Origin of the sequence: Streptomyces aureoversilis (genome assembly GCF_042657885.1) — a bacterium.
GTDB lineage: Bacteria > Actinomycetota > Actinomycetes > Streptomycetales > Streptomycetaceae > Streptomyces > Streptomyces aureoversilis.
In genome coordinates, this window is record NZ_JBHSKJ010000005.1 from 337481 (window position 1) to 350761 (window position 13281).

A 13281-nucleotide genomic window follows, 5' to 3' on the forward strand; every position below is an offset into this window, starting at 1 on the left:
GGTATCCGGTTCAGCGGTCCGCGAGCAGGGGTTCACCGGCCTGCCGGGCGTAGCGGGCACGGACGCGCTCGGGATGGCGGGCGGTGAAGACGGCGGGCAGGGCGAAGCCCGCGACCTGGACCGGGACGGATATTGCGCTGCCGAGACCGGCGGCACTCACGGCGGCGAGCGCGACGCCCGTCACGGTGAAGGCGAGGGCCCAGGCGGAGGTGATCACGACATTGATGCGGCGGAAGACCGGGGTGTCCCACACCTCGGGCGGCGCCTGCGTCTTGGCGATGCCCGTCGTGAACGGACGGCCGACGGCCAGCGTGGCCCAGGCGGTGAGCGCGAGCCACCCCAGGGACAGGGCGCCGGCGAAGTGCCGCAGCCCGCTGTGCGGGAGGGCGAAGGCCAGGGCGGTGATCGCGACGAAGAAGCAGACCGTGCTGACCTCCAGGATCAGTGCATTCCCCGCGGCGCCTGCCTTGTGCTCCTTGACCAGCAGGCCGGCCCCGGCGACGAGCCCGGCCACCGCACCCCACTGCCAGCCGACGGAGGAGACGACAGCGAAGGCGATCCAGGGAATGAAGCCGCGCACATAGTTCATCGAAGTCTCCTCGGGGGCCGGCCGGCCTTCCCGCCGACATTCCAACTATGACATGTCAAAAATAGAAGATCCTCACTCGACATGTCAACAGTGGAAGGTAGAGTGGAGGACATGAGCCTGAGACACGCGATGCTGGGCCTGCTGGCCGATCAGCCCGCCAGCGGGTACGACCTGATGAAGCGGTTCGAGACCTCGCTGAGCAATGCCTGGCCCGCGACCCAGAGCCAGGTCTACGGCGAGCTGGGCAAGCTCGCGAAGGCCGGCCTGCTGGAGGTCGCGGCGGAGGGCCCGCGCGGTCGCAAGGAGTACGCGATCACGGACGAGGGCCGCGCCGAGCTGCACCACTGGCTCACCGAGACCCCGCCCGGCACCGTCCGCCGCAGCGAAGCCCTCCTGCGGGTCTTCTTCCTCAACCACCTCACGCCCGTGGAAGCCACCGCCTATCTCATGGGCGAGGCCGAGCGCGCCGCGGGCCACCACAAGGCGCTGGAGGAAGTCGAGCGCAAGGTCGACTGGGGCGACGACGCGTTGTCCGTGAACGGCCGGCTGGCACTCGAGTACGGCCTGCGCTTCACCGCCATGCGCGAGGAATGGGCCCGCTGGGCCGCCGAGGAACTCATGAAGTCCCGGGAGCGGTGATGGACGCCCAGCGCGCGACGCGCATCTCGAAGTACCTGGCCAAGCACCTGCGGCACGAGCCGGAGCGGATCGGCATCACGCTGGACGCCCAGGGGTGGACGCCCGTGGACGCCCTGCTGGCGGCGAGCGCGGCGCACGGTTTCCCCTTCAGCCGGGCCGAGTTGGAAGAGGTCGTCGCCTCCAGCGACAAGCGGCGCTACGCACTCGACGGCGACCTCATCCGGGCCAACCAGGGCCACTCCGTGCCCGTGGAACTCGGCCTGCCGGTCACCGAGCCGCCGGCCGTGCTCTTCCACGGCACGGTGTCGCGCTCGGTCGCCGCGATCCGGGCCGAGGGCCTGCTCCCCATGGCCCGGCATGCCGTCCATCTGTCCCCCGACCGCGAGACCGCGACGCGCGTGGGCGCCCGGCGCGGCAAGGCGGTCGTGCTGACCGTGGACGCCCAGGGGATGCACCGCGCGGGGCACGTCTTCCGCGTCAGCGAGAACGGCGTGTGGCTGGTCGAGCGTGTACCGGCCGAGTTCCTGCGCTTCCCCGGCTGAACCCGCGCGCCCGTCCCCGCCAACGCCACCGCCACCGGCACCGCCACCGACCATCCGAAGGCGGGCCCGTCCTGCTCACAGGCCGGGCGCGCCCCACACGGGGAACCAGCGGGCCAGGTCCTCCTCGACCCGCAGGTCGTCCGCCAGCAGCGCCCGCACCTGCAGTTCCAGGCCGTTGTCCCGCTTGTCCTGCGCCCCCGCCACCGGCGCGAAGGGGTAGAACGTGCCGCGCTTGTAGAGGTAGACCAGAGCCAGCGAGCGCGCGCCGGCGTCGCGGAAGCCCATCAGCGAGCAGAGCAGCTGAGGCCCGAACCCGCCGTCCTGGAGGAGTGTGTTCACCGCGTGCAGGTCGTTGACCAGCGCGGCCGTGTCCTCCGGCGGCTGTCGTGCGAGCAGCCAGGTGTAGCCGTAGGCGTCCCGGCTGAACTCCACGGGCACTCCACCGTGCTCCGTGTCGGCGTCCAGCAGGGCCTCTACGTCCTGCTGCAGCTGTGCGAAGGCCCCGCCCTCCACGCTCGCGAAGCAGACCGAGCCCAGCCCGGTCGGGGTGAACCCCGCGCCCGCCTGGAGGGTGATCGCGGCGGAGGGCAGGGCGAAGAGCTGGTCGAGGTCGGGGCGGACCGGCTTGCTGCGGCCGAGGATGGCGTCCAGGAACCCCACGGGCGCACGCTCCTTCCGGGCGGGGACGGCATCGGCTGTCAGGCGCGGCCGAGCTGGGCCGAGATCCGGCCGAGCTGCTCCAGCCGCTGTTCCAGCGTCGGGTGGGAGGAGAGCAGGCGGCCGAAGCTCTCCTTGGAGAAGGCGGGCGCGAAGTAGAAGGCGTTGAAGGGCTCGGCCTGCCGCAGGTCCCGGGTGGGTATCCGGGCCATCTCGCCGGTGACCTTGGTCAGGGCGGCGGCCAGGGCGGAGGGCCGGCCCGTCAGCAGGGCGCCGGCGCGGTCGGCCGACAGCTCCCGGTAGCGCGACAGCATGCGGGTGAGCAGGAAGCTGATCGCGTAGACGACGGCGCTGATCAGCGGGATCAGCACGACCAGGACGGCCGTGTTGCTGTCGCGCCCGCCCACGCGGCGGAAGCCGCCCCACAGGCCGACGCGGGTGATGACTCCGGCCAGGACGCCCAGGAAGGAGGCGATCGTCATGACGGCGACGTCGCGGTGGGCCACGTGGGAGAGCTCGTGGGCGAGGACGCCCTCCAGCTCCTCCGGCTCCAGCCTGCGCAGCAGGCCGGTGGTCGCGCAGACCAGCGAGTTCTTCCGGTTGCGCCCGGTGGCGAAGGCGTTGGGCACATCGCTGTCGGCGATCGCCACGCGCGGCTTCGGCATGTCCGCGAGCGCGCACAGGCGGTCGACGGCGCCGTGCAGCTCGGGCGCCTGCTCGGGGGTGACCTCGCGCGCCCCCATGCTGAAGGCGGCGATCCGGTCGCTGAACCAGAACTGCGCGACGAACAGGCCGCCCGCGAGGAGCAGGATGACCGGCCAGGCTCCGCGCAGGAGCGCCAGCAGCACGCCCACGAAGACCACGTAGAGCAGCCCGATGAAGAACATCGTGCCCACCATGCGGGCGGTGAGTCCCCGGTCGGGGGCGAACCGGGTGCTCGACGAGGAGTGCGAGGAGTGCATGGGGAACCTCCCAGGCCGGCTCTCTGTGGAACGCGCCCCCGTAGGTGCCTATGCCCCGATTCTCCCTCTCCACCACCCGCGCCGGAATCCCGGCGACCCGGGTCAGCGCGAGAGCTGCGCGAGCCCGTCCGTGGCGATCTTCTCGAAGACGGCGACGTCCGCCGCGAAGACCGAGTCCGCGATGGGCCAGTGCACCACGATCTCGTCGATGCCGAGCTCCGCGTGCGAGCCGGCGAAGTCGACGAAGGCGTCCACGGAGTCCAGCGGCCGGTCCGGGCTGAAACCCGTCAGCATCGTTTTGCCCAGCTCCGAGACGTCCCGGCCCAGCTCGGCACAGGCCGCGCCCAGCCGCTCGATCTGGCCCGCGATCGCCGCCCGGGACTGCTCGGGCGTGCCGGTCTCGAAGAGCTTCGGGTCGCCCGTGGTCACCCACGCCTGCCCGTGGCGGGCGGCGAGCCGCAGACCGCGCGGGCCCGTGGCCGCGACCGCGAAGGGCAGCCGGGGGCGCTGGACGCAGCCGGGGATGTTGCGCACCTCGAACGCGGAGTAGTGCTCGCCCTCGTGCGTGACGACGCCCTCCGTGAGCAGGCGGTCCAGCAGGGGCACGAACTCGCCGAAGCGGTCGGCCCGCTCCCGGGGCGTCCACGGCTCCTGGCCGTCCTTCAGCAGCGCCGTGGCGTCGAAGCCGGAGCCCCCGGCGCCGATGCCGAGCGTGATGCGGCCGCCCGAGATGTCGTCCAGGGAGATGAGCTCCTTGGCCAGCGTGACCGGGTGCCGGAAGTTCGGGGAGGTGACGAGCGTGCCCAGGCGTATCCGGGAAGTGGCGGTGGCGGCGGCGGTCAGCGTGGGGATCGCGCCGAACCACGGGCCGTCGCGGAAGGTCCGCCACGACAGGTGGTCGTAGGTGTAGGCGGCGTGGAAGCCCAGCTCCTCGGCACGCTGCCAGGCGGCCCGGCCGCCCTCGGACCAGCGGCGGTCGGGAAGGATCACGGTGCTCAGTCGCATGTCACCGAGCCTAAGCGGTGGGACCGGCATGCCCGGGGTGACGACGGGCACACCGGCTCGACGACGGGCACACCGGCTTGAAGGCATACGCGACCTTGCGCACACCTGTGCGCCGCATATGCCCGTGGCCCAGAATGGAACCCGTGACTTCAGCTACCGAGCAGCCCGAGACCCCCGCCGCGCAGCGGCCCGCCGCCATGCCCCGGCTGATCGCCACCGACCTGGACGGCACGCTCCTGCGGGACGACAAGACGGTCTCCGAGCGCACCGTGGCGGCGCTCGCGGCGGCCGAGGCGGCGGGCATCGAGGTCTTCTTCGTCACCGGGCGCCCGGCTCGCTGGATGGACGTGGTCAGCGATCACGTGCACGGTCACGGCCTGGCGATATGCGCCAACGGCGCCGCCGTCGTCGACCTGCGCGACGGCGCCCGCTTCGTCGAGGTCCGCCCGCTGGAGCGCGCCGACGCCCTCGCCGTCGTGCACGCCGTCCGCGCCGCGGCCCCGGGCTCCTCGTTCGCCGTCGAGCGCACCACCGGCATCCACTACGAGCCCGAGTACCCGCCGTTCTTCCTCGACCCGGGAGCGGTCGTCGCCCCCGCGGAGAAGCTGCTGGCCGAGGACAGCGGGTACACCGAGCCGATCCTCAAGCTGCTGGCCAGCCACCCGGACCTGGCCCCGGACGAATTCCTCGCCATCGCCCGCGAGGCGGCCGGCGCGCACGGCTCCTTCACCCGGTCCAGCCCCACCGCCCTGCTGGAGATCAGCGGGCCGGGCGTCAGCAAGGCCAGCACCCTGGCCCGGTGCTGCGCGGAGCGCGGCATCGCCCCGGAGGAGGTCGTGGCGTTCGGCGACATGCCCAACGACCTGGAGATGCTCGGCTGGGCCGGCACCGCGTACGCGATGGCCAACGCCCACCCCGAGGTGCTGGCGGTCACTACGCGCCACACCGTCGCCAACACCGAGGACGGCGTCGCGGCCGTCATCGAGCAGATCCTGCGCACCGGCACCGGCGCTGGCACCGACCCCGACAGCGGCGGGGACCCCGGCCGGCGCTCCGCCTAGCGATCCCCCGGCGATCCACACGCCTACAGCCGTACGCCGCGGGCGTTCAGCCAGGGCACCGGGTCGATCGCCGACCCGAACTCGGGCGATGTGCGGATCTCGAAGTGCAGGTGCGGTCCGGTGGAGTTGCCGGTGGTCCCGGACAGTCCGATCCACTGTCCGGCGCGCACCTGCTGCCCGGGCGTCACGAACGTCGCCGCGAGGTGCGCGTACTGCGAGTACCAGCCGTCGTCGTGCTGCACGACGAGGCTGATGCCGAACGCCCCTCCGCACCCTGCCGCGACCACCGTCCCGGCGCCGATCGACCGCACCGGGGTGCCGGAGGGCACCGCGAAGTCCTGACCGCTGTGCGTGCTCGCCCAGTTGGCGCCCACTCCCCCGAAGCCCGCGGTCAGCTGGTACGAGGTGACCGGACGCGTCCAGCGCGCGGGCGTCTGTGCCGCGGCGTGGTCCGCACCCGTTCCCCCGCCGCCGGCGAGGGCGCGCCGGAGCGGGGCGCAGCGGCCGTTGTCGATCGCCGCCTGCGCCATGGTGTTGAGATCCCCGCGGGCCGCCACCAGGCGGGCCTCCAGTGCGCGCACCTCCTCCCGCAGCCGCTCGCTGTCCCTGTCGAGCTCGGGCCGGGAGAGGGCGAGCTCCTCTCCCTCGGCGACCAGCCTTCGGCTCTTGCGGTCGTCCTCGTCCACCATCCGTGCGAGGCGCGCCCGGCGGCGGGCGTCGGGCACCTGCACTGCCATCAGCTCGAAGGGGTCCTCGGCTGCCGATTCGTCGGCGGGGACGGCGGTGAAGCCGCCGGTGCGGTACTGCTCGCGGGCGGCCGACCCCACGTCCTCGCGCAGCGTGTCCGAGACGACCCTCCGGCCCTCCAGCAGACGGTCTATCTCCCTGGACCGTGCCCTCTCCTCCTTGGCCGCACGCTGCGCCTGCTCGTACCGCCTCCGGGTCTCTTCGGTCTCCTGCGTCAGCCGGAGCACCTCGGAGGTGATCCGGGTCGCGCGGTCCGGCGCGCGGACCGTCTCGGGAGGGGCGGAGGGGAGTGACGGGAAGCCCAGTGCGCACACGGCGCACAGCACGCACATGACGGAGACGACCGCAGCGCCGGCCCTCGGCAGCAGGCGCGGTCCGCGTATCGGGCGGTACAGGCGTCGCATGGACGCGATCTTGTCGCGTGTCCTGCCCGGGCGCGCCCGCTGAGGTCCGTTCGGAGGAAGGGCTGCGGCCGGGCGGGCGATCCGGGGCGGGTCCGGGCGGCCGTACTCCTTCTCCGCCGCGGCCTCGCGTCTCGCCTAGAGAGGCGCTTCCCACACCACCTTGGTGCCGCCCCCGTCCTCCCCGAGCCCGGGTCCGTACGAGCTGGAGCCGCCCAGCGACTCGGCGCGCTTGGCGAGGTTCTTCAGGCCGCTGCGGCGGCCGCCCTCCGGGATGCCGACCCCGTCGTCCGCGACGGTGAGCCGCACCGCGGGCCTGCCGTCCGGGAGGAGGACCGTGGCGTCGACGACCACCTCCATGCGCGACGCCCGGGCGTGCCGGAAGGCGTTCGAGAGCGCCTCGCGCAGCGCCGCGATGAGGTTCTTGCCGGTGAGCTCCCCGACCTTCGCGTCGACAGGGCCGACGAAGCTCGCGGAGGGCTGGAAGCCCAGCGGCACGGCGGCCGTGCCCAGCTCGCGCAGGACGCGCGTACGCAACCCCGCGGGCGCCTCGGCGGGCCCCTGCTGCAGCGCGAAGATGGCCGTACGGATCTCCTGGATCGTCACGTCCAGCTCGTCGACGGCCTGGCCGACCTTGAGCTTCACATCGGGCACGACGGCGTTGCGCTGCGCGCTCTCCAGCATCAGCCCGGTGGCGAACAGCCGCTGGATGACCAGGTCGTGCAGGTCGCGGGCGATCCGGTCGCGGTCCTCGAAGACGGCCAGCCGCTCGCGGTCGCGCTGTGCCTCGGCCATCACGAGCGCGAGGGCGGCCTGGGCGGCGAACTGGGCGGCGAGCGTGCGCTCGGCGGGCGTGAACTTGCGGGCGCCGCGCGCCCGCGGCGTCGCGAGCGTCCCCAGCACCCGGTCGCCGCTCTTGAGCGGCAGCAGCATGCTGGGCCCGAAGCGCGGGGCCACCCCCGTGATCATGCGCGGGTCGGTGGCGGAGTCGTCGACGAAGACCGGCTCCCCGGCCAGCAGGTCCGCGACGACCGGGCTGTGCGCCGGCATCACCGTCCCCAGCAGGCCGGCGGGATCGTCGGCCGAGACGGCCACCATCTCCAGCCCGCCCTCGTCGTCCGGCAGCAGCACGATGCCGGCGGCGGAGTCCGCGAGGCGGCGGGCCTGCTCCGCGACGACGGACAGGGCGTCCTCGGCGTCACCGCGCGACAACAGGGCCGTCGTGACGGCCACGGAGCCGTCGATCCAGCGCATCCGCTGGCGCTCTTCTTCGTGCACGCGCGCGTTGCCGATCGCGATGCCGGCCTCCGTGGCGAGGATCTTCACCATGTTCAGGTCGGCCAGGCTGAACTCGCCGCCGCGCTTCTCGGTGAGGTAGAGGTTGCCGAAGATCTCGGCCCCGACGCGGATGGGCACGCCCAGGAAGGTCCGCATCGGCGGGTGACCCGGCGGGAACCCGGCCGAGCGCGGATCGGAGGACAGGTCGGTGAGCATCACCGGCGCGGGCTGGTGGATGAGCGCGCCGAGCAGCCCGTGGTGGCCGTCGGGCAGCGCGCCGATGCGCTCGTGCTGCTCCTTGGTCACCCCGTACGTGATGAAGTCGGCCAGCCCCTCGCCGGTGGCGTCGATGATGCCGATGGCGGCGTAGCGGGCGTCCGCCAGCTCGGCGGCGGTCCGGGCGATGCGGTCGAGGGTGGTGTGCAGCTCCAGGCCGGTGCCGACCGAGCGCATCGCCTCCAGCAGCTGCGGCACGCGCGCGGTGAGCTCCGTGGACATGCCCTGGAGGCTGCGGGTGGCCTCCGTGGCGATGGCCAGGGGGTCCATCGGGCCCGGCCCCCTCCTGGGCGCCCCGGCGCCCCCGGGACCGGCGGTGTCCCGCGGGCTGGAGTCGTCTGCCGTGGCTTCCATACCCAAGAGCCTAGTAAGCACCATTTGTCAGGGAAAGGGCTTCAAGGCCGGTGTCCGCCGCCTCTTCGCGCTCCAGCATCCGCCGGAAGGGCCCGTCGGCGGCCGCCAGCGCCTCGTACGAGCCCCTCTGCACCGTCCGGCCCCGCTCCAGCACGATCACCTCGTCGACCGCTTCCAGACCCGTCAGCCGGTGCGTGATCAGCACGGTCGTACGCCCCTCCGTGGCCGCCAGCAGGTCGGCGGTCAGGGCGTCCGCCGTCGGCAGGTCGAGGTGCTCGGCGGGCTCGTCCAGCACCAGCACGGGGAAGTCGGCGAGCAGCGCACGGGCGAGCGCGAGCCGCTGCCGCTGGCCGCCGGACAGCCGCGCCCCGTGCTCCCCGACCAGGGTGTCGAGCCCCTGCGGGAGCCCGTCGACCCACTCCAGCAGCCGCGCCGACCGCAGGGCGTCGCGCAGGGCGGCCTCACTCGCGTCCGGCCGGGCCAGGCGCAGGTTCTCGCGCAGCGAGCTGTCGAAGATGTGCGCGTCCTGCGCGCACAGCCCGACCAGCCCGCGCACCGCGTCGCCCGCCATCGGCACGGTGTTCCGGCCGGCGAGGGTGTACGTGCCGGACTCCGCGTCGAGGAAGCGCAGCAGCACCTGGGCGAGCGTCGTCTTGCCCGCGCCGGACCGGCCCACCACGGCCACCCTGCGGCCCGCCGCCAGCTCAAGCCCGAACCCCTCCAGGGCGGGGACGGGCTGCCCGGGGTAGCGCGCCGTCAGGTCCGTCAGCCGCAGCGGGAAGGGCGTTCCGGGCGCACCGGCCGTCCCTTCCTGCACGGGCAGGGGCGCGTCCAGCACCTCGTACACGCGCTCCGCGGACTTCCGTACGCGCTGCCGGTACTGCACCGCGAGCGGCAGCCCCGACACGGCTTCGAACGCCGCCAGGGGCGTCAGCACGACGACCGCCAGCCACAGTCCGTCCAGCCGGCCGTCGTGCACGGCCGTCACTCCCGTCCAGGCGGCAGCGGCCACCGTCAGGCCGCACGCGAGGGCGGACAGGCCGGATCCGAGCGCCGTGGCCGCGGCGGAGCGGCGGGCGATCCGGGTGAGTCGGCCGTCCGCGGCTCGCAGCCCGGTCAGCCGTGCGGGCAGCGCGCCCGCTACGGTCAACTCGTCGGTACCGGCGAGGACATCGACCACCTGGACCGACAACTCGCCCCGGGCGGGGGCTGACTGCCGCTCCGCCCGCCGGGCGACCGCACCGGACAGCACCGGCACCGCCACCCCGGCCACCAGCAGCCCGGCGGCGAGCACCAGGCCGGCCTCCGGGAGCAGCCACGCCGTGAAGCCGACGGCGGCGCCGCCAACGAGGACGGCCGAGCCGAGCGGAAGCAGCCAGCGCAGGAAGTAGTCCTGCAGCGCGTCCACGTCCGCCACCAGCCGGGACAGCAGGTCGCCCCGGTGGGTGTCGCGCAGCCCGGCGGGCGCCAGGCGCTCCAGCCTCCGGTACACGCCCGCCCGCAGGCCCGCGAGCGTCCGCAGGGCGGCGTCGTGGGAGACCAGGCGCTCGGCGTAGCGGAAGACGGCGCGCCCGATGCCGAACGCGCGGGTCGCGGTGACGGCGACCATCAGATAGAGCACCGGCGGCTGCTGCGAAGCCCGCGAGATCAGCCAGCCGGACACGGCCATCAGCCCGACGGCACTGCCGAGGGCCAGGGCGCCCAGCAGCAGCGCCAGGGCGAACCGGCCGCGCAGGGGGCGGGCGGCGGCCCGCACGCGCCCGAGGACGCCGGGGCCGTCGGCGCCGCCTGCGACACCGGCTGCGTCGGGCACCTCGGAGACACCGGAAGAACCGGAAACACGAGCCTCCTGACGCTGCGCCTCCGCTTCCGTGCTCAACGCCCCGCTCAATGCCGTTCCCGACGCCGTTCCCGGCGCCGCCTCCGCCCCGGCACCCCGCTGGGCCGGCATCGCATCGGCCCTGGACACCGGTGCGGCGAGCCGCACCGCCCGGTCGGCCACGGCCAGCAGCGCGGGCCGGTGCACCACCATGATCACGGTGCGTCCCGCGGCCAGCCGGCGGATCGCCTCGACGACCGAAGCCTCGGTCTCGCCGTCCAGGTTCGCCGTCGGCTCGTCCAGGAGCAGGACCGGCCGGTCGGCGAGGAACGCCCGTGCCAGCGCGAGGCGTTGGCGCTGCCCTGCGGAGAGCCCGGCTCCGTTCTCGCCGAGGCGAGTGTCAGTGCCGTGGGGCAGCATGGAAACGAAGTCGAGCGCACCGGCCGCGCGCAGTGCTTCCTGCACCTGCGCGTCCGTGGCGCCGGGCCGCGCCAGTCGTACGTTCTCTGCGACTGACGCGGCGAAGAGACGGGGTCGTTGCGGGACCCAGGCCACCTGGTCCCGCCAGCTTTCGGGGGAGAGCGATGCCAGGTCCGTACCGTCCACGAGCACCCGGCCCGCGTCCGGGCGGGCGAAGCCGAGGAACACGTTCAGCAGGGTCGTCTTGCCGCAGCCGCTCGGCCCCACGAGCGCGACCGTCTCCCCGGGCCGCACCTCGAACGAGGTTTCGAGCAGGGAGGGTTCGGCCCGCCCCGCGTGCCGCACCACCAGCCGGTCGACGGTCAGGGTCGCCTGCCGCGCGTCGGGGGCGGGCGCGGACCCGGCCGGTGCGGGTTCGGTCTCCAGGACGGCGAAGACCTCGTCGGCGGCCGCCAGTCCCTCGGCCGCGGCGTGGTACTGCGCGCCCACCTGGCGCAGCGGCAGATAGGCCTCGGGCGCGAGAACCAGGATCATCAGCCCGGTGAAGAGGTCCAGTTCGCCGTGGACGAGCCGCATGCCGATGCCGACGGCGACCAGCGCGACCGACACGGTCGCGAGCAGTTCGAGGGCGAAGGAGGAGAGGAAGGCGAGGCGCAGGGTCCGCAGCGTGGCCCGCCGGTAGTCGGCGGTGATCGCGCGGATCGACTCGGCCTGGGCCTTGGCCCGCCCGAAGACCTTCAGCGTGGGCAGCCCCGCGACGACGTCGAGGAAGTGCCCGGAAAGCCGTGCCAGCAGGCGCCATTGGCGGTCCATCCGCGACTGGGTGGCCCAGCCGATGAGCACCATGAAGAGGGGGATGAGCGGCAGCGTGAGGACGATGATCAGCGCGGAGATCCAGTCCGCGGAGACGATACGGGCGAGGACGGCGACGGGGACGACGACCGCGAGGCCGAGCTGGGGCAGGTAGCGGGCGAAGTAGTCGTCCAGCGCGTCGACGCCCCGCGTGGCGAGGGTGGTGAGCTCGCCCGTCCTGCGCGCGTCCAGCCAACCGGGGCCGAGCCGCGTGGCGTGCGTCAGCAGGCGGTCCCGCAGCTCGGACTTGACCGCCGCGCTCGCGCGGTGGGCCGCGAGTTCGGTGAGCCAGGAGACGGCAGCTCGGCCGGCGGCGACGGCCGCCAGCAGCGCCAGGGACGGTCCCAGCCCGCCCGCCGTCCGCCCGTCCTGGAAGGCGCCGGTGACGATCTCCGCGATGAGCATCGCCTGGGCGATGACGAGACCGGCGCCCGCCAGCCCCAGCACGACGGAGGCGGCGAGGAAGAAGCGGGTCGCGGTGGCGTACCGGAGCAGCCGGGGGTCGACGGGCTTCATGGCGGTCCGTCCTATCCGTCCTGAGGGGCCGGTGGCTTGAGAGCCGTGGCTTGGGGGCCGTGGCTTGAGGGGCCGGTGACTTGAGGGGCCGGTGACTTGAGGGCGGGTGTCCTTCAGGTCACCGGCGGCCCGAAGGGCCTAGTGGGCAGCGGGGGCCGGGATGTGCTGGGTGCCGATCCGCTTGCGGAAGACCCAGTACGTCCACGCCTGGTAGGCGATGATCAGGGGCGTCATGGGCACCGCGACCCACGTCATGATCTTCAGCGTGTAGGGGCTGGAGGCGGCGTCCTCGACGGTCAGGCTCCAGGACGCGTTGGCCGAGGAGGGCATGACGTCCGGGAAGAGCGCGAGGAAGAGCAGCGCGAACGCCGCCGCGACCGCCACGCCGGAGCAGGCGAAGGCCCAGCCCTCGCGCCCGTAGTGGTTCATGACCAGCGCGGCGGCCAGGGCCGCCACGGCGACGATCAGGGCCGGCAGGCTGCGTCCGTTGCCCGACTCGGCCTGCGTCCAGCCGAGGAAGGCCACGGCGAGCACGCCCGAGGTCATCCCCAGCACGGTGGCGCGGGAGCGGGCGCGGGAGCGGATGTCGCCCACCGTCTTCAGCGCCGCGAAGACCGCGCCGTGGAAGGTGAACAGCACGAGGGTCAGGAGGCCGCCCAGGAGCGCGTACGGGCCGAAGAGGTCGGCGAGGGTGCCGGTGAAGTTCTTGTCCGGCCCGATCGGGACCCCGCGGACGATGTTCGCGAAGACGACGCCCCACAGGAAGGCGGGCAGCAGCGAGCACCAGAAGATCGCGTGTTCCCAGTTGCTCTGCCAGCGCTCCCCGCTGCGCTTGTGGCGGTACTCGAAGGCGACGCCGCGCACGATCAGGCACACCAGGATCGCCAGGAGGGGCAGGTAGAAGCCGCTGAAGAGGGTCGCGTACCAGTCGGGGAAGGCCGCGAAGGTGGCACCGGCCGCAGTGATCAGCCAGACCTCGTTGCCGTCCCAGACGGGGCCGATCGTATTGATCAGCACCCGGCGCTCGGTGCGGTCCCGGGCCAGCAGCTTGGTCAGCACGCCTATGCCGAAGTCGAACCCTTCGAGGAAGAAGTAGCCGGTCCACAGGACTGCGATCAGCAGGAACCAGAAGTCGTGGAGGTGCATGGTCGGTTCTCCGTTCC

11 protein-coding genes are annotated in these 13281 nt (G+C 73.4%); 3 read left to right on the forward strand and 8 right to left on the reverse strand.

Features of this window, described 5'->3' with window-relative positions; translation table 11 throughout:
* Window positions 1–10 precede the first annotated feature (10 nt).
* Complete coding sequence (locus tag ACFPP6_RS11595; RefSeq protein ID WP_382039928.1) at window positions 11–589, reverse strand: hypothetical protein; 579 nt, start codon at window positions 587–589, stop codon at window positions 11–13.
* A gap of 111 nt (window positions 590–700) precedes the next feature.
* Between ACFPP6_RS11595 and ACFPP6_RS11600 the strand changes: the two genes are divergently transcribed.
* Together ACFPP6_RS11600 and ACFPP6_RS11605 are read left to right on the forward strand one after the other, a co-directional pair.
* The gene (locus ACFPP6_RS11600) at window positions 701–1228 is read left to right on the forward strand and encodes a PadR family transcriptional regulator (RefSeq protein WP_382039931.1); all 528 of its coding nucleotides are present in this window, start codon (window positions 701–703) and stop codon (window positions 1226–1228) included.
* Window positions 1228–1770, forward strand: a complete 543-nt coding sequence (locus ACFPP6_RS11605; RefSeq protein WP_382039934.1) for an RNA 2'-phosphotransferase — start codon at window positions 1228–1230, stop codon at window positions 1768–1770. The genes ACFPP6_RS11600 and ACFPP6_RS11605 overlap by 1 nt, the downstream gene beginning before the upstream one ends.
* Before the next feature lie 75 nt (window positions 1771–1845).
* On the opposite strand, the gene pspAB is transcribed toward ACFPP6_RS11605, so the two are convergent.
* From pspAB to ACFPP6_RS11620, 3 genes are all read right to left on the reverse strand, one after another.
* A complete protein-coding gene (gene pspAB / locus ACFPP6_RS11610) occupies window positions 1846–2430 on the reverse strand; it encodes a PspA-associated protein PspAB (RefSeq protein ID WP_382039937.1) in 585 nt (194 codons plus the stop codon).
* A 38-nt stretch (window positions 2431–2468) separates the two neighbouring features.
* A complete protein-coding gene (gene htpX, locus ACFPP6_RS11615) occupies window positions 2469–3389 on the reverse strand; it encodes a zinc metalloprotease HtpX (protein WP_382039940.1) in 921 nt (306 codons plus the stop codon).
* A gap of 102 nt (window positions 3390–3491) precedes the next feature.
* On the reverse strand, window positions 3492–4394 hold the full coding sequence (locus ACFPP6_RS11620; RefSeq protein WP_382039942.1) for an LLM class flavin-dependent oxidoreductase: 903 nt from the start codon (window positions 4392–4394) through the stop codon (window positions 3492–3494).
* Window positions 4395–4528: 134 nt separating this feature from the next.
* Between ACFPP6_RS11620 and ACFPP6_RS11625 the strand changes: the two genes are divergently transcribed.
* A complete protein-coding gene (locus tag ACFPP6_RS11625) occupies window positions 4529–5455 on the forward strand; it encodes an HAD family hydrolase (protein WP_382039945.1) in 927 nt (308 codons plus the stop codon).
* Between the two features lie 23 nt (window positions 5456–5478).
* Here ACFPP6_RS11625 and ACFPP6_RS11630 read toward each other — a convergent pair whose 3' ends face one another.
* The 4 genes from ACFPP6_RS11630 to cydB all read right to left on the reverse strand — a co-directional run bounded on the left by ACFPP6_RS11630 (window position 5479) and on the right by cydB (window position 13264).
* Window positions 5479–6606 carry a M23 family metallopeptidase gene (locus ACFPP6_RS11630; RefSeq protein ID WP_382039947.1) on the reverse strand — a complete coding sequence of 376 codons (1128 nt, stop codon included), beginning with the start codon at window positions 6604–6606 and terminating at the stop codon, window positions 5479–5481.
* Between the two features lie 135 nt (window positions 6607–6741).
* Complete coding sequence (locus tag ACFPP6_RS11635; protein ID WP_382040145.1) at window positions 6742–8427, reverse strand: GAF domain-containing sensor histidine kinase; 1686 nt, start codon at window positions 8425–8427, stop codon at window positions 6742–6744.
* A 94-nt stretch (window positions 8428–8521) separates the two neighbouring features.
* On the reverse strand, window positions 8522–12118 hold the full coding sequence (cydD, locus tag ACFPP6_RS11640; protein WP_382039950.1) for a thiol reductant ABC exporter subunit CydD: 3597 nt from the start codon (window positions 12116–12118) through the stop codon (window positions 8522–8524).
* Window positions 12119–12256: 138 nt separating this feature from the next.
* A complete protein-coding gene (cydB, locus tag ACFPP6_RS11645) occupies window positions 12257–13264 on the reverse strand; it encodes a cytochrome d ubiquinol oxidase subunit II (protein WP_382039953.1) in 1008 nt (335 codons plus the stop codon).
* Window positions 13265–13281: the final 17 nt, after the last annotated feature.